Below are 25,490 nucleotides of genomic sequence, written 5' to 3' on the forward strand. Positions count from 1 at the left end.
CCTATTCTATTATTTCTATTTGAAACCATTCAAGGTTTGAGCGATTTCTTCCTGCCCTTTTACAAATTACCGTCAATTATCAATTCCAGTTTCCAAAACATATTCTAGCCGCTTGTTTATTTGCGGGCAAACTCAAGCTGTACAAAGTCATAGATAATTCCCCGATGCAGTGCCCTGTTACCAGTAACAGACAGCGTAATTCTATTTTCACCTGCCCGCAGCAGTTCTGAGTCAAACTCAAAGCGGTGCTCGCTGTAAATCCCCCGGATAGAACTGCGGTAGATTGCATTATCATTCGGCCTGGAAATCAGCCCAAGGGTCTCTCCATTCAGCTCAACCAGGAGGTTGTTCTCTGTTGATGCGGCTATTCCGATCGTTAAGCATCCCTTCCCTTCAGGAACATCTTCCATGGCAAAGACAATCTCCCAAGGTTCTGCCGCTCTCTCCAGTGATTCGCTTAGAATGGTAATTGGCTGAACATAGTTCCAATCCCGTGTGAAATCGCTTTTTCCAATCTCGTAGACCACTCCATCAGGAAAATAGCGGGCATAATCCAGCCACAAGCCCCAGTGGCGGTAGTCGCCGCCGGGAATAAAGAACTCAGCGCCGCTTCGGTCAGGGATACCGATCCGCCACAACAAATCTCCATTTACTGGTGTAGTCCAAACTATCTCACCTAAATCAACTGCAAGCGGACTCGGCACTTGCACTCTATCCAAGCGGAACTCACCAACTACTCCGGGAGCATATGCCCATAACGTGTATTCTCCGATTCGCACATGGGGAATTGTAAAATAACCTTCACCATCAGCTTTTGTATAAAATAGGTAACCGGTACCCTGGTGCTGCCAGTGGGGTGAGCTGCCGCCAAGGATAACCCAAGCATCTGCTGCACCGCTGCCATCAGCAAGGACTAATCGTCCTGATACCTCAGCCCGCTCAAGGGGATACAGCTCTTCGTCAACCCATTGATAAGGCCACTGCTGCCGCTCCGAATAAGCTCTGGTCTTAGCGTCGATCCACATCTCGGCTAGATTTTCGCCGCGATTGATATAGATAAAATATGGTCCGTAGATTTTCTCCCATCCACTCCCTGCCGGCAGCAGCTGTCCTCCGGCACCAAAATGGCCAGACTGCATAATCTGAAGCAGCACATTGTCATAGTGAACGGTTCTGTTCTGCTTAAATGGCCCTCCATTGTAGTATTCTTTGCCAGCAGATATCATCCACAGCCCAAGCGAGTCACCCATGATGCCGTGGAGTTCATGCTCGCCTTCAAATACCTGCCAGTTATATTTAGTGTAAACGCTGCCATCTCCCAAGCGGATAGTGGCATCCTGGACTTCTTCGCCAGCAGCCACAAGTTCATCGGTTGGCATTCTGCCCATCTTGGTATCAGCAACTGCCATATAGCGAAGTTTATTGGCATCGAAGCGAACCACATGGCGGGCCTGTCCAAACTCAACCGGATAATCCCCGTAATGTCCATAGGTTACATAAAAGTAAAATCCACTGTCGCCTCGTTTAAGTATATAATTGAGTGTTACATCAAGGGGCTGCTGAGATGATGCTTTTTTTATAAACGCAGTGTGGACGATATCTTCATCGCTGCGAACTATTTCAAAGCGCTCCGGACTCGGCCACCAGGTACCGCCGGGTGTAGTAATGGTATCGTAATAAATTCGGCCTCCAGATCCGAGCAGCTCAGCGCCAAAACCAGTGAGACTGGAAACAACCCCGGTGTTTTTATTAATCACGAGCTTAACAATGCCATTATCAATGATAACAGCGGTGGTGGATTCACTTATTGATACGGGCTGACTAAAATCTAAGCGGGGTTCAGCTGGAGGTGGCTCTCCCAAAGCAAAAGCGGCTGCCTGGGCCACATACCAATCCGGATCATCAAGACTGCGGCTCAGCACTTCCTGAACTTTTGGTTCATGGCCTGCGGCGCGGCCAAGGGCAGTAAGTGCAAAAGTGCGCACTTCCGGATCAGCCGACTCTACCAGCGGAAGCAGGACCGGAACAGCGTCTGCGCCAGCTTTGATCAGGTAGTCATTAGCCAGCCAAAAGACCCGCTCAAAATGCTTGATAGTATAAGAAGATAAAGCCATCGCCCAGTATTCCAGAGGTACCGCTTCCGGATCGACATGATGGAGAGTTTCTAAAATCGTATGACGGATAAGGGGATCCTCACTGCTGTCACGAAGCAGCTCAACCAGGACAGTGGTGCTGTCGGCAGCGTCGGGTCCCATCTCCTTAAGCATCCACAAGGCAATCTGGCGGTGGAGTTGATCCGTGCTGTTAACCAGCTGTTCTGATAAGTATTGGGCTAGATCCGAAACTCCCACACCTAACTGCCGCAGCGCTTCATACGCCGATGCTCTACTGCGGTAGTGCTTGGTAAACAGAAGAGTCTGAATCCGCTCAACAGCACCATCATGAACCGTCAAAGCGCGAATCGCCGCATCCCTGACCACTGTTTCCGAATCAGATAAGGCCTCAATCAGATAGTCCAGTGTCTGCGCAGATTCAATGCGGCCGAGGAGATTAACGATCTTCAAGCGGTTCAAAAGATTCCCTTCCCGTCTAAAGCGTTCTCCTAAAGGCTGAACTGCAGACTCGCCTATTTGCGCCAAGCTGTTCGCTGCCGCGCTGCTGACTGCAAAATTCTGGTCCAGGAGCTGCTTTATTAAATCATTAACATCGTCCGACGCTGCTTGGACCAAAACAGCTGACACCAAGAGCAAAATACTCATGAACACTGCTGCTGATAAGTGTTGCTTCAATTCCATCCCTCCAGGTAAATATCTCTTACTATTGGTATTCTAAGCTTTACATGCGAGTCCTTTCAGATAGCAGGAGATCTTTACCCGCAGTGAGTTTTGTGATAAGATATGAATGGCAATCCAAATGAAGCTTAAAGCAAAAAAAATGAGCCTTTTTATTAAAAACAGCAAAAAAACGGCGCTGGATTCCGCATTCGGCAGCGTTATCAAGTTAAGTTGATTTTTTGCCAGTTTTATCCAGTTGACTTTGCTTCAAGGTAATTATATTATTGTACATGAAGTAAATATAAAACTCCTAATTGCTTAAGTCTAGCGGGGGAACCAACTTTTTGGGGTGAATCCTGCCAGCAGGAGGGGCAACTTGGGTGCCCTAACCCGTCAGCTAACCTCGTAGGAGTCCACCAAGCGTATGTTGACTAACGTAATAGTCGGGCATGCGTTTTTTTGTTTCCAAAATTAGGGTCAAGTAGTTAGAAGTAGTTAGGAGAGTGATAGTAATGTTGTTTCCAGTTAAATTGTCCAACAAAGTTAGATTTTTAGCCGCAGTCTTGTTTGGGTTGTTTATTTTAGTCATGCTTCGTTTCTCATAAAGCTTCCTTAAGGTCCAACTATGCCAATAGCGCTGGCGCTATTGGCATAGTTGCGTTTATGGGACTTATCGATCAAGTTTGATCACAGTATAAGCCGGTTCTTCGTATGGATGGACCTTGATTAGTTCCGCGATCACTTCTTCGATGATGTCAGCGGTGCAGATCATCTCCACTTTATATTCCGGTACTTTCTCAACTTGGCCAACCTTCCCGATGTGGGGATCAGCTCCCTGCAGGGGCCGAAACTGCCCCTCGCCCAGCACCTGCCAGCAGCAGCAGTCGTAGTTTTCATATCTGCCCGCGCCTTTGGCAAATAGGGCTGCCTTAACCTCCTCTACATTCTCTACAGGAACATAAAAGGCTAATTGATACATCCTATCTACTCCTTTATCTCATAACCTTTTTCCCGAAACACCGTTTTAATTTCCTCCAGCGGGATCCGCTTCATGGCTGCGCCTTTAGGTATGGTCATGACGCGGCCAGCGGTTTTCAGCATAGCTGGATTGGCAATGCTGTCAAAACCAAGTTCCTTCATGATCTCTACAACTTCTGGATGCTCCCGACTGAGTTCATAAACACTTTTCGAGAAGTCAATAATCTTGACCATGGCAATCCTCCTGTCCGTTGGAACTTACAAGAGTTCCCCACTCACTGTAAAGAGTGTCAATCTTCTGCAGCAGCTGACCATACTCTTCGTATTCTTCCACACTGGTTTCAGCATTGAAAGATTTTTCCATTTCAGCTGCCTTCTCCTCCAGCTCAGCAATTTTTCTTTCCAGTGCTTGGGGATCGGCTGATTGAGCTGGAACAGATGGATGGCTTCTCCGAACTCGCTGCTGCTTTGCTTTACTATCGATCTTCTCCAATTCCTGCTCCATATCGGCGGCTGCTTTTAAATTGCGATAGACTTCGTAGTTACCGTCATAGGTGGTGATAGTGCCAGCGTCGATTTCTAAAATCTTGGTACAGCAGTTGGTTAAGAACTGGCGATCGTGCGTAACCGCAATTATCGTGCCTTGAAACGCCTGCAGCGCCTGCTCCACCGCCTCCCGCGCTTCCATATCCAAATGGTTGGTCGGTTCGTCGAGAATCAAACAATCCCGATCTTCCAGCATTACGCAGGCAAGATAAAGGCGAGCCCGCTCTCCTCCACTTAAGACCTCAATCCGCTTATCCACGTCTTCGCCGTAAAACTGGAAGCGGGCAAGATGATCTCTAGCATCCGGCTCGGAGAGTTTTCTTTGGCTTAAGATCAGCTCGAGAATGGTCTGCCTTTCGTCATCAAACAGTATTTCTTGACCCATATACGAGTACTTGACCCACTGTCCCAAAACCAGTGTTCCAGAATAGTCCTGATCTTTACCGATCAGCATATTGATCAAGGTTGTTTTGCCTGATCCATTAGCACCGACGATGCCTACCCTTTCGCCGCCCCTGATTTGAAAGCCAGCATCCGCAAAAAGCACCACATCGCCAAATGATTTCCTCAGATTCTCGGCCCACGCAATCTTTTTGCTCACATGCCTAACCTGTTTAAACGTTAGTTTCGGACCGCTCCTAGTGGCAAGATGCTCCTGGGTTCTCAGTTTCTGCAGGCTTTCACCAAGCTCTGTTTTGAGCCTCTTTACCTGCTTTTCTCTACTCTTAGCAGCTTTAATCTTTCCCCTACTTTTTAAACCCTGAATAGTTCGGTTCATATTTTTTACTGTCCAGCGCAGAGTTTTCTGCTGATTAAACAAATATTCCTGGAGCTGCTCTTTATGCTTGAGGTAGCTGCTGTAGTTGCCACTGCGCGCAGTGATTTTTCCGTTATCCAGCTCCGCAGTTCGCGTCGCCACCCGATCGAGGAAGTACCTGTCATGGGAAACCAGCAGCACACCTCCTTGAAATTTGCGTAAGAACTGCTCAAACCACTCTATAGCTCGAATATCCAAATGATTAGTGGGTTCATCTAACAGCAGCAGATCCGGTGACCCCAGCAGTATTTGCGCCACCGCCACCCGCATCCGCTCTCCACCGCTGAGTTTATTAAGAGGAGTGTTAAGGGCTTCCATTTTTAAGCCGAGATGATACAAGTGCTTCTTGATATTCGTCTCGATGTTATAACCGTCGACTGCTTCGTACTGCGCTTGAAGTCTGGCATAGCGATTCAGCAGTCTTTGGTAAGCTTCTTCATCCGCCTGGACAACCGCCATCTGCTGTTCAAGCTTTCTTAGCTCCTGCTCTAAGCGGGACACCTGCTCATAATAAGCTGAAGTTTTTCCTTCCGATCCAGCTCCTGCTATATCCTGCAGATCCTGGGAAAGATAGCCAATCTTTGTACTCCGGGCAGTTGTCACACTGCCGCTGTCAGCAGTTTCTAACCCCATGGCTATTTTCAAAAGCGTGGATTTGCCTGCCCCATTAGGACCAATAAGGGCTACCCGCTCACCTTTTTCAATCCGCAAACTGACATTGTCCAACACTATTTTATTCCGAAATGATTTGGAAACACGATCAATAATCAATAAACTCATGATAAAAGGCCTCCTACCTGCTAGCTCTCAATTAGTGTCATGCAATAAAAAAAGCTGCAGACAAACCGACTGTCTACAGCCCTATTACAAAAATAGAGATAGCTAGATTATTAAAGGCAGATCCTGATACATTTTTAGCACACCAAAGAAACCTGTGAAAAGCCAATTTCATAGGTACAACAAATCCTTCTGGCTTCTGCTTAAAATGTATCGGCTGCTGGGTTAAGCTCTAGACAAAGCCGATTTCTCTGATGGATTGTTAGTTCTTATCTAGAGCTCAGGCCGAGGCCACCAGCAGTAACATTCGAATCATACACAAACATGGTATGTCCTCCTGCACTGCGTGTAATGAGTTTTACAAAATGGATTATACCACAGTTGTAACATAAACACAATCTAATTAAGAAAGTATTAATAATCACTCCACCTGCATCAAGTCAGCACTCAACTGCATTTCCACCCTACAAGGATCGGTCTAATGTTATCCGGTGCAAGAACTTCACATAAATATCCTACAAGCAGTAGACGTCTTCTATGAACATCTTTCTCCTGCTCTAGTCTACTCAAGATCTGTGCTCTGGATTGCATTGAGCCGCCACCTCCGAGGACCTAGCCTTTCGTATTCTTTCGATGCCAGTGCCTTTTCTTTTCTCAAAAGAGCATGCTGAATTAAAAGCCGAAGTTCTTCGGGATCCCGCGGTTTTCGGCGAACACTGCGTTTTTCCCGAATAAGTGCCAGATCCTGCTTGCACTCCTCTATTCGACTTTGTTTCGAGCACTGCTGGTTAACTGCATTGGTACTAGTTTATAGCGTGTTTCCGGATCTGAACTTGTTTTCAGAAACAGCACGTTATTATCCGAGGCCGAAAACCGCTCATAAAGCTCCAGCAGATGTGTTACAAAGATCCACTTCACCTTTGCGGTTGAGATTACATCAAGGATATCATAAACTGCGGGAGCTGCTTCGGCAAAGGCTGTGGTCTGAAAAGTTTCGTTAAATAGAACCAAAGAATAAGGCTCCAGCTGCCTGATAATCTCCGCAACCTCCATAACCTCAGTTTCAAACCTTCCTGCCGAGTCGCCGACAGCAAGGCTGTCTTCACCGGAAAACTGGGCAAGGATCTTGCGGCGGATACTGGTTATCGCTGTTCTGCTGGCTGTGGGAAGTCCGGCTTGAGCAAGAAGTTGAGCGGTACCGATTGCCCGCAGAAATGTAGTTTTACCGCTGCTGTTGTCTCCCTGCACCAGCAGACCAATTCGATCGCCGGATAAGTGGATGTCGTTTGGAACAACATTCCTAACGGCAAATTTACCGGTATAATCTCTAACCAGCAGAAAGAGATCGTAAAGTTCAAAGCATTCAAAGACATCCTCATCTGCGGGCATAATCTTAGGAAAACAGTAGGGTACCCCTAACCGATCGTACACCCGTTTTAATCTTAAAGCAAACCGGTACAACCACAGCTCATCGGCAAGATTGACAAAATCAGAATAAATCTTGCGGGCGATAATTACAAACAGGCCACTTATTTCCTTCATAGCTTCATTTATCAATGTTACCAGCTCTACCCGGATGGTTTTGTCAATCGTGATCTGGACACCAGCTTCTGATTCGGGCTGTTCTTCACTGCGGCCAAAAAGCGTTCGGAACAGTGACTGCCGCTTCTCATTCTCATCTTGATGGAGTTTCAGTTTGATTAAGTGAGACGCCGCTCCATACAGATTCTCACTGATATCCACACTGATTTCGCAGCCCTTGTCAATCATGGGAGCGACTTCAGAAAACTCCTGCGCCAGCTCTCTTAAGCGGATATACTCCTGATCATTTAGTCTTGTTTCGCAGAACCCTTTAATCTTAATAAGGCCTTTCGACTTGATAGGATATTTGTTTAAAACTTCAAGCAGTTCTTCTGGAAATGCGGCAATTTTACCGCAGTATAATGCGTTAGTTTCTAAAGCAGCTATTGTGTCCCGAATGAAATCAAGATTGTTGGATTCGGCCTGCATGCGGCTGCCTTTACTCCGCATTCCTGCCATGAGCCGATCCCACTCAGGTTTAACAAGAGTATAATTCCTGCAGATTTCGGTCAGTTCCCGAAACAAGTCCGGGTTGGTGTAAAAATCTTGGCAGATATCTTGACGGTAAATAAGGTTATCTGGGTTCTGCAGCGGCTGTTCCAGGACGCTGAGAACATAATCACAGACCTCTTTACTGAGGCAGAGGGTAGTAACGATTTGATCCAGATTAAGGTCTTTCAGACAGTTAACCTTAGGTCCGGTTTCCGGTTCCTGATACAGCAGACTCAGCACTCAACCACCTCCCTCAGCCGTTTCACGAGCTGTGAGCGGGTAAGGCCGTACTTTTCCAAAATACTCTGGGCATAGGATTGGGCGGCTGTTTCTTCCGCGACGATTTTAAAAGTACGGGTATTGGCCGCATCATCCAAAACTACAGCCGTCAGTCGGCCGATCTTTGAGTTAACCTGCAGAGGTTTTATCCTATCATAAATCCGGTGATGGTGGGTAATCAGCAGCCCGTAAGCGCCGGCTGCGCACAGCTTAGATATCAGTTCAACACACAAGTCAACTGCGATCTCTTCACTGGTGCTGGAAAAAGTTTCATTGAGGAGCACCAGCGTATCTTCGTTTACTGCGTTAAGGATCGCTGTAATCTGATCCTGTTCATCTTTCAGCCGACCACCCCGGACACCACTTTCATCCGCGGGAAACTGGGTAAACAACTGCTGAAATGGGTACATCTCTCCATCTACCGCAGGAACATATGCACCGGCAGAAAAGAGGATTTGGCAAATTGCCACAGTCCGCAGATAAGCGGTTTTCCCGCCGCTGTTGGCACCGGTAACTAGGTAAAAACCCTTTGCTTCACTAAAAGAAATATCATTAGGAATAATTCCGGACTGCATTTTCAGAAGCAGGCTCAAGTCATATGCATCAGTGAGCGAAACCTGCTTGTGCTCAGCAATTTTTGGCATAAATAGCGGAATCTGCTGTCGGCGAAGTACCGAAAAAAATGAATGTAAATCACGGTAAAAAGCGATCTGGCTGCTGTAAGCAAAAATTTTCGGTGTGATAACCGCTCCGTACTGATTGTGAAAAGATTCCAGCTCCGCAAACAGCTCGGGATGAAGCTTAGCTAAACCAAGGATGAATTCCCCACTCAAGCGGCCCTCGCTGTGGTTGCGCCTAGTTCTCCGTTCAATTCCGAACTTCGCTGCAATCTGCTCCAATTCAAAAGCTAGATGGTTATCCTCACCTTGATAAAGAGCAGCTGACAGGGGCACACCGTCCGGGGTTCTGATATTTATTCGCACAGAACCAATGGCCTGCAAACCAGATCGAAGTTTTTTAACACTGTTTTTCACAGCCACAAACTCAACTGACCCCTGCAGCTTAAGGTAAGTTTCGATAAACTCTTTGAGAACCGCGGCTTTGGCACTAGAGTAGATAACTCGATCGCAGATCTGATCGACAAATTCGCAGTATGTCTCGGCCAGTGCTAAGGAGGCAGCCGCTTGATAAACCGGATTTGACTGCTGGTGATAGGCATCGTACCTGTACTCCAAGTCCTGCACTATCCGCTTTAAAGAAGAGAAATAAGCTCTCACCTCTTCTTTTTCCAGCTCCAGAAACAGCTCCTGACGCTTCATGATTCCCTCAGCCGATAAAGGTCGGCTGAGAACAGCCAGAATATTGCTGACTTGTTTCTCAGTAAAAAACTTATGGAGCAGCGCCTCAAAATCGATATCAGCAAAAACCTGCTCCGGTATTCTGCCTACAACCCATCTGTTTCCCAACAGATCGTAAGGTGCCATATCCGACCGCCTCCCTTCTGCATCCTGACCATCATCACTCGTATCTGCCGATAATCGGATGGCTCAGCACTCCCATTTTCCAGAGTAGATACGTATCTGTCCACTGACTGCCTGATGTTCGGTATGAGTCGGGCCCATACCATCTGAACTCATCATTGGCATTGTGAAGAGTGCCAAAGGAGTTATAGCGGTTGCCGTAAACAACTATCTCCAGCTGATGCCTGCCTTTAGAGAGCGTACCTAACTCCAGCCGATGGGGCGCGTAGGCGATCAGCCCTTTCCGCTCGCCGTTTAAGTTTACAGCGATCACTGGCGCTGAGAAATGGGGAAGCTCCAGCACCGCCTTATCAATCTTTTCTTCCAGAACTAGCTCGCAGCAGTATGTAACATTGCCTGCGTAGAACGGCAGTCCCTGGGGCACCCAATCACCAAAAGCGAGCTGCTGAGGTAATTCTTCAATTTCCGCGTGTGCGCCCCTAACCCGAACGCCAAAATCACCTAATAGATAGCACCACTCAACATTAGTTCTGCGGCCAAAGGGTATTTCAATCAAAAGCTCATTGCTGCCGGCATGCAGGTCTGGGATTGCGAATGTCTTGATGGCCTTGTCGGTAAAGAAACCATCAACCTTGACATCAACCGGCTGGCCGTTTAGGTAAATTTGCGCGTTTTCCGGATCTTCCATCGCCAGCTTCGCACCGGATACCGGAATTTGCGAGTTAATTGTATAGCGCAGCCTTAAGAGATGATCGCAGGATTCTCCTTCTGCAAGCGTCCAAGGCTGTCTGAGGCGATCCATCCGCAGCGGGTAGCCAAGCTGTTTGCGAAACTTATTGTCAATCCGGAGGATCTCTTCTACCGGTTGAAACTCGCCGTCATCAAAGGCGTATTCCGCCCGATCCAAAAGCAGCACATTGGGTTCGGCAAGCTTATATTGAACCGGATCGGTCAGTTTCATCAGTGGTTTAAAACTAGGAGCAGAAGACATCTCTAACCCCAGCTGCGGCGCACCGGGCTCCAGCTGCAGCAGCAGACTATCTTCCGCATATAAGTCTCGAATTATGACCGTGTGTTCTCCCTCAATTTCTGCCGGACAGGAGTAAATTTGTCCAGTAATAGTATCGTAGATCTTCGGATTATAATGTCCCTTGATCCTGATGTGGTAGCGCTCAGGCCGATCAACCAAATTGCGCTTGCGGTTCACATGGCACAAAAACAACCATTTACAGCCGTTATCTTCCCGGATCTGGTGAAAAAGATTATCCGCGAGTTTGCCGTTTCTCACCCGCACTTCTACCTTCCGCTCAGAATCCAAAGCTGAAAGCAGGGCATATCGATCAAAAGGAATTGTCTCACAAGCTGCGGCTAGTTCGTGCGCTCGCTGGGACGGAAGGGCATCGACAAGTTCAGGCACACTGCCCATGAAAATGACCCGTCCACCGGCTCTGCGAAATGCTTCCAGTCTGGCTAGAGTGGTCGATCTTATGGTACGGCAGTCCGGCACAATGACCGTGCTGTACTGCATCTCGCCTACCTGGAGAGGATTGGCAGCTTGGGGACATAAGTCAGGCAGCAGTGATTCGGAAATAAAGTCAAAATCCAGCAGTCCATAGAGCAGCCATGAAATGAGGTTTTGGTAGTTCTTATCCAATTGATCCCGCAGTTCACCGGTCTGGTCATTTGGACCCCAGGCAATCCACATTGATTCAACCGGATGGATCACCCCAATGCTGATATCCGGTTTTCCTCTAGTTAAAGCAGTATTTAAGCGGGCAAAGTGGTTTTCCACAAACGGATACTCCCTGTACCACGGCGACTGATAGTGAATGGAAGCTGGCCAGTCCCGTTTAGCCTCACCAGCCATCGACATTAAGGACAGATGAGGCACCCGGACAGTTACCCCCAATGCCGCCTGCCAATCTCCCTGCAGTTTATGGCCTTTAAAATCATGGTACCAATGGGTAACACCATAAAGCTCACTCAGGACTCCTTCCCGCCCGTATTGATGGGCAGCGCTGGCAGCCTGCTTTACAGTGGAAAATTCCTTCGCATCGCAGAGAATGTCCACACCGGGAAGTTGGAAACTGCGGTAGTTCCGCATTGCCTCCCCAAGTGCTAAAACCTGAGAGTAAAGCGTTGCCTCCGACATAAAGTGTCCGGTTAAAGCAAGATTGCGCTCTTCGCACCACTTGCCCAATGTATCGGAAAAAGCTGCGGCAAACCGCTCTGTTAAATGGTCATGATAGCGGTAGCGGGCTTGAGAAATCTTTCCATCCGGCAGTTCCCAAAACAGCTCTGGCAGCACATCCAATAGATCCACTCCGTAAGCGGTGTAATAGGTGTCCGGCAGATCATCCGTAAACGACATGGTGGCATCTCTTTCTGCTTCAGCAAACCTCAGCACTGACTTGCGGGAAATTTGGGGCTCATCGGTAAAGATTGCCGGAACAGATTTGCCGAATTCACTGCCGAGCACTTCATAGTAACGCTCATGGGTAACTCTGATAAACTCCTCAATCGCTTCTTTGTTTAACACATCAACATAAGTCTGATCATTGTACCAGGGGTCTTCGGGAGAGAGGCGCACATACGCATGCCAGACATCTCCGACATCCACCTGCTCACAGCGTTTAATCCGCCGATAGGAGCCAAGATAGCCGTTAGTAAGGACGATACAGTATGAAGCCAGATAATAACCTATCGGCTTTTCTCCCGCCTCGATGCGCCGATCAAACTGCTCTTTGTTAGGTTCAAAATCAGGATAGTCCTTTTTTGATAACAGCAGGTGCCTCGCTCGGTAGCGCAGATTCTTGGTTACCAAGCCACCCGCTGCCCCTGATGGGTAGCGATCCTCATCATACAGCCAGCACAGCATCTCTTCTTCAATCGCCTTTTCGCTGCAGAGCTTAATATATTCCATAAACTCGTCACTGAGATAGGGAGTCTCTAAACCGGTTCTCACATGCATGTGAAACCCGCCAAATCCCATCTCTTTGAAGATTTCGATCTGTTCCAGCAGGGTATCCCGATCCAGTTTGGTATTCCAAGCCCAAAAAGGAGTTCCCCGATATTCACTGGTAGGATTTAAAAACAGCGACTCATCTAAACGCACTGCTTTGCTCTTTTTATATAACACGTCATTCCCTCCTGCGGCTGTTAGTTAAGCCTCCTGTCAAGTTATATATTCTGGAATTTTTACCCTGTTCCTTCTTAACTGCCTGTAAACACCATTACTAAAATTTTACATCTATCCACCCTGATGTTTTAGTAAATATATATCTGCTCGGTAAGTTTTGTTTGTCTGCCAAAAGAGGAGTTTCGTGCTTTTTGTAAATAATTAGCAGGATTTTCACATTTAGCAGTGAATGTTAATATATGTTACTTTCATTTGAAAGCCGGCTGCGCTGCTCTGCCTGACAGCCGGACAATAGCATGCCAATTATCAAAACGGGGAGGGATGCTGTTCACCTTAATGTTTAGTTAGTTTTTGGGTAAAAATAAAAAAATTACTATGGAGGGAACAAACTATGAAGAGAGTTCTTATCGCTGTTTTTGCACTTGTTTTGGTTTTCAGCGCAGCAGCTGCAGCCTCTGACAATGTAATCAGAATTAATTTCCAGGACCGCGATACACCGGTTCCGGAAGGCTGGTATCCAGACTATCATGAACTGTTCGGTCCAAAAGAAAACGGCTTGGTTTATGGATGGAGTAAAGCCGAAACCATGACCCGCAACAGAGGCTACACTGACAACGTTCTGCTGGCAACCATGACCCATATGCGCAACAGCGAAGTGTGGGAAATCGAACTGGAAAACGGTCTGTGGGACGTAGAAGTGTGCATCGGCGACGCTTGGACCTCTACTTACAAACTGCAGGTTGAAGACGTAGTATTCTGGGACAACTTAACCCTCGAAAACCGCGAATGGGTAATTAAGTCCAAGACTATCGAAGTTACCGACGGACGCCTCACCCTCTCCCCCATGGATAATGAGAAATGGGGCACTAGAATCTGCTACATCATCATTAAGCCAACTGGCGCAGAGCGTCTGCCAGAATAATAAAAGCTAATAATTAGACCGTTAGTGCCAAAACTGGCGCTAACGGTCTTTTAATCATTTTCGGTAGGAAATCTTAATCACATTGGCGTGGTTCGAAGGCATCGGTCCTTTTAAGATAATCTCTAAATGCTCGCTGTTCTGATTCCAGTCTAAATCTGGTGCACCGCCCAAAACGCCGATTGATTCTATCACCTGGGATCCTAATCCTGTTCCCTGCCGTAAACTAGTAATCTGAATCGGTATCTGCTCAGGTTTACCCAGCATAATCACATAAAGAACATTATCCTTAGTGGTAAAGCGCAGATCATCCGCGGAGAACTCTACCTCACCCTGGTCATCAAAGACTCCTTTTTGAGTCTGCGCCTCGATCTGAGAAACATCAAAATCATGGTCCTTGACATTGATTCCTTCACCGTGCACGGCAAACGGTCTGGTCCCGTAGATCGCTTCGCCGAAATCCGCCAGCCATCTGCCCACTTCTTTCAGCTCAGCGACTGCTTCGTCAGCAAAACTGCCATCGGCTTTTGGACCGACATTCAGCAGCAGATTGCCGTTTTTACTGACCACATCGCATAACTGGTGAATAATCTTGGCTGCCGGTTTATAGCGGGCTCCCTGCACATAACACCAGGTGCGCAGAGCTTCCAGGCGGTCGTCAGTCTGCCACGGAAAGCTTTGGACAGCAGCGAAGCGTCCGCATTCGATATCAACAATACCGACCCCGTCAGGGAAGTCTTCCTGTTTATAGCTGATAATCCTATCACTTCTGCTGTTCCGGTTATAGTAATAGTCCACCAGCTGATGCTTATACTGCTCAGCAATGATATTGGCCCGGCTGTCAAAGTAAATTAAATCAGGATCATATCCGTCGATCACTTCAATTACCTTCTCCATCCAGACCCGGTTAAACTCATCATCCGGGAGCCGCCAAGGAATGTAGCGGTTTGCTTCCAGAGGCAGCGCTTTGCCGTAATAGATTTCGTTTTCCGGATTGTAAACATCAGCGTTAGGATCGCTGGACATAAACCAGCCCCACAGCCACTGGTGGTGGAAAGTAGCAATAAAGTTTAAGCCCTGCCTGCGGATCGCCTTTTCCAGCTCCCCAACTACATCCCGCTTCGGACCGTAGTTAACAGCATTGACAGGATTAACCTTGCTGTCCCACAGGGAGAAGTTATCGGCATGTTCGGTAACAACTCCGCCGTATTTGGCACCGGCTGTAACCATCAGCTCCGCCCAATAATCAGGGTCAAACTTCTCCCCCTTGAAAAGGGGATAAAAATCTTTATAGCCAAACTGGCTCAGCTTGCCATATGTCTCCACATGAAAGCGGTTTTGAGAAAGCCCTTTAGCGTACATATTCCGGGAATACCACTCGTTTTCAAAGGCGGGGACGCAGTACGGTCCCCAGTGAAAAAACATCCCGAATTTCGCATCTCGAAACCAGTTAGGCGCTTGGCGCAGATACGGCTGCCAATTCATGGCAAAAGGTTTAATCTGTGCATGATTCATGCTGCTTACCTCGCTTGTTCTAGATGTATTGGTTTCCTTTTTCCCTGGTTATCGTTTTCTCTGTCATCTCGGCGGCAGACAGAATTCTGCGTCGGTTGTACAGCGGATAATAAGTCCCCGGAGGATCGATGTGAACCACATCATCGCCCCGCCACTTAACGTTGTACACTAAGCCGGAAGCGGTTTCCACCGTACTCCGCTCAGTAAGCGGGAAAGTAATTGTAATTTTCTCACCGGTGGCTGCCGCACCGAGATTAACAAAGGTCTGTTTAAGCCATGATAATCTGCGTCCGTTGTTAACATCGGTCTCCCCACCGCGCTCCCGCTCAACTTTGACCGCTCCAAAAGGAGTCCACTCCGGAATTCTCACTAACAGCTCCGGAATGTCCTGGTTAATATAGAGCTCAACTTTTCCTTCATGGGGCATATGAGCGTGCACATCCAGCCAGGGGGTTGCCCGGTTGAGCAGCATATTCACACTGACACGGCCTGCTGTTTCAGTAACAATGTTGCTCCAGCCGAGATACAGCCCTCTCGTTCCTGCGCCAAGACAGCAGGTCTGAACATCCATGATATGGCCTCTGCCCCATTCTCCGTCGTAAACAAAGTCATTAGGGGCTGCGTAGCCAGAGAAGGCACCTCTCAGCCTCTGAGCAACTTTATAATAAGTTCTCCGTTTGGGAATGTCATTTTCCTTGTGATCCAGTTCCTCAATCCAATCAATTTCCAAGAGCTGGGATTCGGTCAAATGGTTGCGCAGGAAGCGCTCCACCTTACCCCAATACTCGTAATAACCCGAGTGAGCAAGAATAATACCGCAGTGGATCGCATCCACCAAGGTGCAGGTTTCATGCTCATATTTCTGGTCGTGCATATCTCCCGGCGTCCACCCAAACGCAGTAAACTGGGTAAGCGCCCAATCGTAGCTCTTCTTAACATAAGCGAGAATTGCCGCATCCCGGGTATGGTAAGCAAATGCTGCCAGCGAAGCAAGAGTGCCCATCCGAGTGTGGAAGTGTCCGCTCCGGTATTCTAGAGCTCCATTAAAACTGCCATCAGCGTTAAACACACCGCTGCGGTACATAATGTTGCCGACAAAGTTTTCAGCCAGCTGATAGGCATCTCTACTGCCCGTCAGCCGGTGGTAGCGGTATAAGGGTCCGATCTGCCGGCCCCAGAAGGAAGCGGGATCAACTGCCAAGCGAGTGTGAACCGCGTCAAATGAAGGCCAGCCCGTTTCGGTGTATTCTGAAGCAGGGTAGTACCAGCCCTGGCGCTCCTTGCGGGCAATCCGCTTTAAAGCGGCGCAGAGACGGTCTGCAGTTTCTTTTACTTTTTCATCTTCAGTGGCTGCCAGCCAGGTAGTTAACCCTAACAGCACAGCCCGCTGGTCAATCATGCTGGCACTTTCCTTAAACTCCGCTTGATGCTCTTCGATGGTGGACTGGCGGAAAGTATTGCGCCGGTAGCTGAGGCCGTCTTTCCGGAAGAAACTCATTAAATTGCGGCGGTAATAGCCTTCAATCTCAGTTCCGTAATCGCTGCCGGACATGGTCCGGGCAAGCACAATAGCATCAACTAAGCGTCCATGGCTGGAACCGAAATCCCAGTTGCCATGGGTCATATAGGCTGGTCTAGCCTTGAAATTGCCGTTAAAAAACGGTATATATTCATAATCTTCGTCAGCAACCCCAATTAATGCATTGAGGGCAATTTCTGCCCTTTCTTCCAACAGCAGTGTATCAGGCAGTGTCTGCTTGACCCTATTCAATCCGATCAACTCCTTCTAAAATCAGCACATCTTTTGCTTCCAGTTCGACCTGTCCAGTTAAGGTTCTTCCGGTAATCAGATCTTGATAGGTTTTATCGGTTAAATCAATGGTTACTGCGCTGTCGTTGTGGTTAAGCACGAATGTAAAAATCCGCTCGCCTTTATAACGCTGGGTAACTTCCACTCCCTGCGGCACATCCAAGCAGGCTTTAATGCCCTTCTGCTCACAGATGTACTTGATCAATCCGTTGAGAAAGTCCTGCTCTGGATCAGTGGCCACATAGTACGCTGTGCCTTCTCCGTACTGATTCCGGGTTAAGCAGGGATATCCAGCGTAAAAGTCACTTTCATATTCAGCCAGCGCTTCCGCACCCTGCAGATGGAGGATATCGCAGATCAATCCGCACTCATAGCGCTCTGCTAATTCTCCCAGAGGCTCTTTCATAACAACTGCATTGCGCATATGGGGCAGCAGAGCATCGACTTCTTCTACCCAGATGCCGAGAATCTCTTTCAGTTCACCGGGATAGCCCCCTAGAATCACATGGTCGTTTTCATCGACAATGCCACTGAAGAACGAAGTAACAAAAGTACCGCCCTTTTCCACAAACCGGCCGATGTTTTCAGCTGTACCCGGCTTGGTCATATAGAGAAGCGGTGCAATTACCAGATCGTATTTGCTTAAGTCAGAATCCGGTTTCACAATGTCCACAGGAATATTCAGATTGTATAAAGCACTGTAGTATTTTTCGACCTGCTCAAAATACTTCAAGTCGCGGCTTGGTCCACTGGACTGCTCCACAGCCCACCAGTTATCCCAATCAAAGATGATTGCAGTTCGAGCTTCCGTGCGGGCATCAAGGATGCTGTCTCCTAAGTTTTTCAGCTCAGCCCCCAGCTGGGCAACTTCCCTAAAGACCCGGGTGTTCTCATGACCGACGTGGGAAATTACGGCACCGTGAAGTTTTTCGACGCCGGCTTTGGATTGGCGCATCTGGAAAAACATGACGGTGTCCGCTCCATGAGCAAGAGCCTGGTAGCTTAAGAGGCGCATCACACCAGGCCGCTTGAGGATATTATAAGCCTGCCAATTTTGGTTGCTGGGAGTCTGCTCTGCTAAGATGTAAGACTCGCCCTCTCTCAGTCCCCGCATCAAATCGTGCTTAAGGGCAACTGTGCTCATGGCGTGCTGAGGCTGGGGATAGTTATCCCAGGAAATGATGTCCACATATTTGCCGAACTTAAACTGATCCAGCTTCTTAATGAAACCAGAGATGTTGGTAGTGACAATTAAATCCGGGGTAACCTCTTTAATGACATTGTACTCATTGAGGAAGCAGGCAATATTTGAATCAGTCATAAACCTCAGGTAATCCAAGGCTACCGGCTGATACCATTTGTTGTCATCATTCAGTTCGGAAGGAACCATAATCTCATCCCAATTGTAAATGGTATGCCCCCAGAAGCTGAGATTCCACCGTTTGTTAACTTCCTCGATGGTTTTGTAGCGCTCTTGAGTCCATTTGCGAAACTCCTCCGCGCAGTTTTCGCAGTAGCAGTATGTACCGTATTCATTAGCCACTCGCCACCATAACAGCGCCGGATGGTCTTTATATCTTTCTGCCAGCTTGCGAGCCAGCTCCGCAGCAAACTTGCGGTAGACTTTGCTGTTGGGACAGAAATTAACCCGCTTACCGTGCGTCCGCTTCCGACCGTATACGTCTACCGGCAGAATCTCCGGATACTTAACCGACATCCAAGCCGGCTGCGCTGCCGTGGATGTGGCAATGCAGGCATAGATCCCATTCTCCGCCAGCAGATCCAGGATTTTATCCAGCCACTCAAAATCATAGTGATCTTCAGCTGGCTGAAGTTTCGCCCAGCTGAAGACCGGGACTGTCACCACATTAATTCCTGCCTGCTTAAACAGGCGTATATCTTCATGCCAGACTTCTTCTGGCCATTGATCTGGGTTCCAATCTCCGCCATAGTAAACTGCTTTTAATTTTGGATTAATCATCTGCTGTGCCCCTTTCTGTGATTTATTTTAACTGGTTGTAAGCAAACTCGCCCTGTATTGGTTAGACATTCAAAAAGATAATCCTTCTGCAATATTTTTTATCTGAGTTTTACAAGAGCATCAGCTTCACCAAGGGGTTTACTGTAAAGATAACCCTGCATCACATCGCAGCCGCTGGCTGCAAGATACTCACGCTGCTCCTCATGCTCCACACCTTCAGCCACGACTTTCAGTCCCAATTTGTGGCACATGGCGATCAGATCCTGGATAATCTGCTTCTGTCCATTTTTTACAAGAATTTTATCAATAAAACTTTTATCGATTTTGATGCAGTCAATTGGCAGATCTTCGATTCTTGCTAGAGACGAATAGCCGGTACCGAAATCATCTAGGGCAATCGTAATGCCCAGACTTCTGAGAGAGCAGAGTTTTGAACGAATATCGTCAAGATCCTCAATAATCATCGACTCAGTAATCTCCAGCTGGAGGTTGCTCGGTTCGATGCCCGATGCCTCGATGATTTCTTGCACCTGCTGGGCAAAATCCGGCTGGTAGAGCTCAACTACCGAAATATTGACGGCCGTATGGAGTTCAGGATAACCGGCTTCTCTCAACTTATTAATGAAATCACAAGCCTCTGTAATGGCCCATAATCCGAAAGGAATGATAAGATCTTGACGTTCAGCGATTGGAATAAACTCTCCCGGAGATACCGGGCCGAAAGTGGGGGAATTCATCCTGGCCAGAGCCTCAAAACCGCAGATCTGTCCGGATGACAGGCAAACTTTAGGTTGATACAAGAGATACAAAGTATCAGTAGTGGGGTTAGCTAAAAACTCTGCCATTTCCGCCGCAATAATTTCCTGGCGGTGCAGCAAAGTTTCCATCTGTTTGTCGTAAAAGGCATATGCATTAGCCGGATCATTCTCCGCATGCATCAGCGCAACCGATGCTTGCGTAAAGAGCTTGTCAGCAGAACTAAAAGAACCGTTTAACTCTACAATTCCTACATAAATCTTCAGCTGCCGCTCCACAAAATTGGGACTGTCCTCTAAAACTCGGGTGACGCTCTCTGCCAAAGATGCCAGCGCATCCCGGCTCGGGTAATCCCGCACATAGATCAGAAGGCGGTTAGCTGTAAATCTAAACAGCTGGCAGCCGGGGCACTCCAAATTCTGCACCTTTTCTGCTAGGGTTTTAATAACTTGATCACCAATATTAAAACCGTAAGTAGAGTTGACCTCACTTAAATTGCTGCCGTGAATCATGAGAATTGCTCTCGATTTCTCCTCAGGCCAAGTCAAATCGTCCCGGAGCACTTCTTCCAGATAAGCTTTGTTGGGCAGTCCGGTTAAAGAATCTTGATAAGCAGTGATCATCAGCTTTTTGTTGTGCCGGAAGTTGCTGAGCATGATGTAAATCAAACCTAAGAAAAGCCCGGCAGTTACCAGTGCTCCTAACAGCTCAGTTGTGCGGGCAATCGCAGTAATATCCGCGGTCAGCTTACCGACATTAAGTGTGCCCACATGTTCATCTCCAACGTAGATTGGCACGTAAACTTCATAAAATTCACCCTGGGGACTGGTGAGATTCATGGTTGAATAGGTGTCTCCGGCTTGGATGGCTGCGCGGATATCTGGATCCTCAACCACCTCGCCGATCTCATGCATGCCATTGCCGGCTACAATCTTAAATTCATTGTCAATCATGCAGACATGATCCACCAGCTCAAAACTGGCAATTTCCTCAATTATGCGGGGTATCTCAAATGAGGCTAAAAGATTTTCTACTATGCCGGCTCTAATACCAAGCTGAACAAACCGCCCATCGGCTAGTTTCACATAGCCGTATTTGTAATACTCACCGGATTCAGTATCAGCTCGAATTTCTTCAATCAGAGCAGTTTCGCTGCTGGTCATGAATTCATAGACCGGATGGCCGGGCAGCGCCTGCCAGCCGAGGTATGCCTCACGGGTAGAGTAAATAATCTCACCCTCGGGGCTGAAAACATAAATCTCATCAACCTCAAGCAGATCCGCAAGCTCAATTAGGGACTCATTGGTAATCTGTTCCGCGTACCTGGCAGCGGTTCTGCTGGCGCTGAGCAGCCGCTTTTCCAGAGTTTCATTAATAATTCCATAGGCCTCGGCGGTTTTCGTGAGGCTGTGGGAGTAAACACGGGTGTAGTTGATATACTCCTGCTCCATCTTTTCGAGGAAATAGTTCCTAATCGAACTGACCAGAAAATACTCGGAAATAAAAAACACGACCGTAACAAGCAAAACTGCAATGACATAAGGACGCAGCCTGATAGTTTTTTTCATGTGCCACTACCTCCATCGCGCTGAGCGATCGTGAGAGATCGAAAGAACCATAAAAAAACTGATAGGATTCCAGTTATGGAAACATTTCTTTATATGCTGTTAAATCTCCTTTTTAAAAAAATAAACCTGCGGAACCTCCGCAGGTAGAGATTTAAACATAGTGATCAGGCCGTGTACCACTGGGCTTGGGCTGCGTACATTTCAGCGTACAATCCGCCTTTCTGCATCAGCTCGGCATGGGTGCCTTCTTCAACAATCCTGCCCTCATGGAAGACCAAGATGCGGTCAGCAAGCTTAGTTGCTCCTAAACGATGGGAAATCATAATTGCGGTCCGATCTCCCGTCAGTTCTTTGAAGTCATGGTAGAATTTCGCTTCCGAGATGGGATCCAGTGCCGCTGTCTGCTCATCTAAAACCATCACCTTAGCTTCCTGCCTGGTAATTGCTCTGGCAAAGCCCAGCTTCTGCCACTGGCCGCCGGACAAATCGGTGCGTCCTTCTTCTAAGGTTCCCAAAAAGGTATTGTATTTTTGATCCATTTCCTGAATAAACGAATCAGCATCAGCACGCTTAGCTGCGGTAATTATCTCACTCTCAGTCAGCTCCCGATACATATCGCCGATGCGGATATTATCTGCAACTGTAAGCTGATAGCGGCCAAAATCCTGAAACACAAAAGATGTGGCGCGCCGCATCAAACCCAGCGATTCCGCCAAGTCTCTTCCGGCAAAAGTAATCCTGCCTTTCTGCGGACGGTACAACCCGCACAACAAGGCTACAAAAGTGCTCTTCCCTGAGCCATTTTCACCGACAATTGCTACTTTCTCTCCCTGCTTGATGGTGACATTGATGTCTTTTAATACCAGGCGCTCAGTGTTGGGATAATGGAAAGACACATTTTCAAACACGATATCTGCGTGCTTTGGCAGCGGCTCTTCTTCACCTGTGAGGTTTTCGCTGTCCAGCTCTAACAGTTCGAAATAATCTTTAATATACTTGCCTGTGGTGGATAACCCCAGCAGCTCATAGAAGATGGAGCGCATGATGCCCTGCAGATTGCGCGCTGCGCCGTAAATTAGGACAAAAGAACCGATGCCCACGCCTGATGCCGGATCAAACATTTGGCGGCAGATCAGCCACAGAGCAATGCCCAGCGTAGTGTATCCGCAGATATTAGACAGCAAATTGAAAACATAGTATTTGCGGATAAATTTATAACGGTGGTTGCGGAGTTTCAAGGACAGATCTGCCCATTTCTCCATTAGATAGCCAGAGTACTGCCCAACCCGCATTTCGCGTATTCCATCCCGTTTTACAAAGAGATTGTAAACATACCACTGCTGCCGTAACTCCGGAGCTTCCCACTGCGCTTGATAATACCCTTCTTCATTTTGCAGGCGCATCAAGATGATTGCCGGGATTGTACCGGAAATTATCACTACTGCAATCCGCCAATCTTCTGCTAGCACCAGCGCTCCGACAGAGGTGAGAGTAATCAGACTGGTGATTAAGCCCAAGCTGCTGTAAATCACCTGGGAAATCCGGTTGGGCAGTTCCTTGGATACCCACTCCAGCTTGTTGTACACCTCCGGAGTATCCATGTATTCATACCGCAGTGATGAGATTTTATTCAGCATCTGATCTATCATGTGGTTATTGACCCGCGCCGGAATTGTCCGGTTAGCATAAGCTTCCAAAATTCCCAACAGCCAGGAGAGCAGCCACAATCCTCCCCAAAGGGCCAATGCTTTAATCACTTTTTTCAAGATCGCTTGGGATGGGGAAACAACCAAAAGCTCTGCCTGGCTGAAAAACTCTTTCTGGAGACTAAGCAGGGCTGACGGAAATAAAGCAGTTACTAAACCAACCGCCAAAAACAGCAGTTCTTTCTTCTTGCAGGCCTGCAGGATCAGCCGAAAACTGGTTACAATGGTACGGACAATGCCAACTCCCTTATTACCATTCGTTTGCTCTTTCAAAGCCATTGAAAGCCACACTCCCTTCGTACCATTCGGCCTGGGCTCTGAACATCTCGGCATAATGCCGTCCGGCCTTGATCAGTTCTTCATGAGTGCCCATATCCACAAGCTCTCCATCTTTGAGAACGATAATCTTATCCGCTAATCTGGCAAATCCTAAGCGGTGGGATACTAACACAGCTGTTCTGCCGCCAAGGGAATTCTTGATTTCCAGAAACTGCTCCATTTCCGCGACAGGATCCAGCTTGGCAGCGGGCTCGTCAAGAATCAGGATATCTTTATCGCTGACATGAGCCCGGGCAACCCCAATCCGCTGCCACTCACCTCCAGACAGCTCCAGTCCGTCCTCCTCATACTGGCGGCCTAAGAATGTGTCGAGGCCTTTCGGTTGGGCCTGAATCAGCTTGTCAGCCTGGCCTTTTCGCGCCGCTTCCATCAGCACTGCGTCATTGTGCAGCTGCTTGATATCTCCAAAGGCGATGTTCTCGCGGATAGTGAAGTGATACTGCTTAAAATCCTGAAACACCGCGCCCATTTTGCTGTACAGGTATTCTTGAGTGAGTTCCTGGTAGGGCAGACCTTCAAAGTAAATTCTGCCCTTATTTGGGGTATAGAGACCAAGGAGCAGCTTAATCAGAGTAGTCTTACCTGCTCCGTTATCACCCACAAGGGCAACGGTTTCGCCCCTGTTAACGCTGAAACTGATATTTCTCAGCACTGTTTTTTCCGGTACATAGCCAAAAGTTACATTTTCCAACCGGAAAACGGTGACGGGTTCTTTTGGCTTAATCTCCTTGTGCTCCCGCGTCGGCAGACCTGTTTCATCAAACACCATTTCAAATACTTCCTTCTGATTGGCCAGCACCGGCATATAACCGACGGTGTAGAGGTAGTGGCTGACCAGGCTTTGAACCGTTCCAAAGAGCTGATCATTTAACTGCCAGATGATGACCAATCCGCCGAGCAGAATTTTACCGCGCCAGACCAACCACACTCCCACACCTAAGATTAAAAGTGTAAACAATAGGTACATCAAAGCTAAAATATTGCGCACCCGATTTGACTTTATCTCCAATTCAATTTCCATACCGGTCAATTTTTCAACCAATACGCGCCAGCGGCTGCGGAAAAACTCGCTCAACTTCATCGCCCGAATTTCTTTTCCGATTTCCCGTCCGGTCAGCAGTCCCGAATAATACTGCTGCTTGCGCCGCTCCATTTTGGCTACTGACCAGAAGTCATAATACTGCTGGAACACTCGACCGACCAGCACTAGCGAGACGACTGCCTGGATGCTCCCAATGACTAAAAGAATCCAAGAGGTTGAAAAAGCAAACCAAAGCAGGCCAATCGTGCCCACGAATGAGCCAATCATGCTGGTGGTACCGCCGATAAAATAGGCTAGACGGTTGCAGGTTACTCCTACCTGAGAAATCTGATCCGAGAACTCTTTGTTATCAAACTTGTATAAAGGAATCGTATTGACAAAGGCAGCATATTTCCGCTGCATGGCGATGGAATAGCGCGTCTGCATGGTGTACTTAATAATATTAGGAATGATATTGTACGAGCTCTGCAGAATCCACAGGGCGCAGAGCAGCGCAACTCTCCAAGTGACCTTCTTAAAATCGCTGGTTTCAACACCGATCGTAATCGAATTGACAACTTCCTGGGTAACCCTAAGCAGATAGACCGGAATCAGAGCTCCAAGGATATTCATTACAGTCCAGAAAATAAAGTTGCTCTTATCAATCTCCCAGCCCTGCTGGTACGCCCATTTGGCTACTTCCCACTGATCAAAGATTTTTAACCGTTTTAATATCCTGACAATCCTTCCTTCACTGACAACTTGGCTCATATCTCCACTCCTTTACCCTTGGGCTGTGGTCATTGATAATTATGTGAGCAGGGACTGAATTGAGCAGCTCAACCCAGTCCCCGGATCAAACCTCATTAATATAGTTGCACAAACCTCGGTATTTGTCAAGCTAGTTGTCGCTATCCCCAATAAATTCCATTGTAGTTATGATGCTTTACTCTCTTTAGGTTTCGATTCATCTTTCGAGCGTTCGGGATTGAGCCAAACCTTGTCGGGTAA

13 protein-coding genes and 1 pseudogene are annotated in these 25,490 nt (G+C 47.7%); 1 reads left to right on the forward strand and 13 read right to left on the reverse strand.

What is annotated here, in order from left to right; genetic code table 11:
* Positions 1–116: 116 nt before the first annotated feature.
* The 7 genes from GX019_04180 to GX019_04210 all read right to left on the reverse strand — a co-directional run bounded on the left by GX019_04180 (position 117) and on the right by GX019_04210 (position 12,864).
* Complete coding sequence (locus tag GX019_04180) at positions 117–2,789, reverse strand: hypothetical protein (GenBank protein HHT36357.1); 2,673 nt, start codon at positions 2,787–2,789, stop codon at positions 117–119.
* 655 nt (positions 2,790–3,444) lie between these two features.
* Positions 3,445–3,753 carry an NGG1p interacting factor NIF3 gene (locus GX019_04185; GenBank protein ID HHT36358.1) on the reverse strand — a complete coding sequence of 103 codons (309 nt, stop codon included), beginning with the start codon at positions 3,751–3,753 and terminating at the stop codon, positions 3,445–3,447.
* A 5-nt stretch (positions 3,754–3,758) separates the two neighbouring features.
* On the reverse strand, positions 3,759–3,986 hold the full coding sequence (locus GX019_04190) for a DUF1858 domain-containing protein (GenBank protein ID HHT36359.1): 228 nt from the start codon (positions 3,984–3,986) through the stop codon (positions 3,759–3,761).
* Positions 3,970–5,895, reverse strand: a complete 1,926-nt coding sequence (locus GX019_04195) for an ABC-F family ATP-binding cassette domain-containing protein (GenBank protein ID HHT36360.1) — start codon at positions 5,893–5,895, stop codon at positions 3,970–3,972. The genes GX019_04190 and GX019_04195 overlap by 17 nt, the downstream gene beginning before the upstream one ends.
* Before the next feature lie 756 nt (positions 5,896–6,651).
* Complete coding sequence (locus GX019_04200) at positions 6,652–8,205, reverse strand: hypothetical protein (protein ID HHT36361.1); 1,554 nt, start codon at positions 8,203–8,205, stop codon at positions 6,652–6,654.
* A complete protein-coding gene (locus tag GX019_04205) occupies positions 8,199–9,728 on the reverse strand; it encodes a hypothetical protein (GenBank protein HHT36362.1) in 1,530 nt (509 codons plus the stop codon). Before GX019_04205 ends, GX019_04200 begins: the two co-directional genes overlap by 7 nt.
* A gap of 34 nt (positions 9,729–9,762) precedes the next feature.
* Complete coding sequence (locus tag GX019_04210) at positions 9,763–12,864, reverse strand: hypothetical protein (protein ID HHT36363.1); 3,102 nt, start codon at positions 12,862–12,864, stop codon at positions 9,763–9,765.
* A gap of 391 nt (positions 12,865–13,255) precedes the next feature.
* Between GX019_04210 and GX019_04215 the strand changes: the two genes are divergently transcribed.
* A complete protein-coding gene (locus GX019_04215; protein HHT36364.1) occupies positions 13,256–13,786 on the forward strand; it encodes a hypothetical protein in 531 nt (176 codons plus the stop codon).
* 54 nt (positions 13,787–13,840) lie between these two features.
* Here the strand turns inward: GX019_04215 and GX019_04220 are convergent, their stop codons facing one another.
* The 6 genes and pseudogenes from GX019_04220 to GX019_04245 all read right to left on the reverse strand — a co-directional run bounded on the left by GX019_04220 (position 13,841) and on the right by GX019_04245 (position 25,250).
* A complete protein-coding gene (locus tag GX019_04220; protein HHT36365.1) occupies positions 13,841–15,298 on the reverse strand; it encodes an alpha-L-fucosidase in 1,458 nt (485 codons plus the stop codon).
* An 82-nt stretch (positions 15,299–15,380) separates the two neighbouring features.
* Positions 15,381–17,069: pseudogene (locus GX019_04225) on the reverse strand (hypothetical protein).
* A complete protein-coding gene (locus tag GX019_04230) occupies positions 17,062–19,089 on the reverse strand; it encodes a beta-galactosidase (protein ID HHT36366.1) in 2,028 nt (675 codons plus the stop codon). Before GX019_04230 ends, GX019_04225 begins: the two are co-directional and overlap by 8 nt.
* 98 nt (positions 19,090–19,187) lie before the next feature.
* Complete coding sequence (locus tag GX019_04235) at positions 19,188–21,413, reverse strand: EAL domain-containing protein (GenBank protein ID HHT36367.1); 2,226 nt, start codon at positions 21,411–21,413, stop codon at positions 19,188–19,190.
* 164 nt (positions 21,414–21,577) lie between these two features.
* Complete coding sequence (locus tag GX019_04240; protein ID HHT36368.1) at positions 21,578–23,398, reverse strand: ABC transporter ATP-binding protein; 1,821 nt, start codon at positions 23,396–23,398, stop codon at positions 21,578–21,580.
* Positions 23,370–25,250, reverse strand: a complete 1,881-nt coding sequence (locus tag GX019_04245; protein HHT36369.1) for an ABC transporter ATP-binding protein — start codon at positions 25,248–25,250, stop codon at positions 23,370–23,372. Before GX019_04245 ends, GX019_04240 begins: the two co-directional genes overlap by 29 nt.
* Between the last annotated feature and the right edge of the window lie 240 nt (positions 25,251–25,490).

The sequence above is a fragment of the Bacillota bacterium genome, from assembly GCA_012837335.1.
In the GTDB taxonomy this organism is placed as follows: Bacteria; Bacillota; Limnochordia; order Darwinibacteriales; family DTU012; genus DTU012.

Coding starts and splice junctions, on each gene's coding strand:
- GX019_04245 (HHT36369.1), bottom strand. CDS start 25,250: ATGAGCCAAGTTGTCAGTGAAGGAAGGATTGTCAGGATATTAAAACGG.
- GX019_04195 (HHT36360.1), bottom strand. CDS start 5,895: ATGAGTTTATTGATTATTGATCGTGTTTCCAAATCATTTCGGAATAAA.
- GX019_04240 (HHT36368.1), bottom strand. CDS start 23,398: ATGGCTTTGAAAGAGCAAACGAATGGTAATAAGGGAGTTGGCATTGTC.
- GX019_04230 (HHT36366.1), bottom strand. CDS start 19,089: ATGATTAATCCAAAATTAAAAGCAGTTTACTATGGCGGAGATTGGAAC.
- GX019_04185 (HHT36358.1), bottom strand. CDS start 3,753: ATGTATCAATTAGCCTTTTATGTTCCTGTAGAGAATGTAGAGGAGGTT.
- GX019_04215 (HHT36364.1), top strand. CDS start 13,256: ATGAAGAGAGTTCTTATCGCTGTTTTTGCACTTGTTTTGGTTTTCAGC.
- GX019_04220 (HHT36365.1), bottom strand. CDS start 15,298: ATGAATCATGCACAGATTAAACCTTTTGCCATGAATTGGCAGCCGTAT.
- GX019_04190 (HHT36359.1), bottom strand. CDS start 3,986: ATGGTCAAGATTATTGACTTCTCGAAAAGTGTTTATGAACTCAGTCGG.
- GX019_04205 (HHT36362.1), bottom strand. CDS start 9,728: ATGGCACCTTACGATCTGTTGGGAAACAGATGGGTTGTAGGCAGAATA.
- GX019_04235 (HHT36367.1), bottom strand. CDS start 21,413: ATGAAAAAAACTATCAGGCTGCGTCCTTATGTCATTGCAGTTTTGCTT.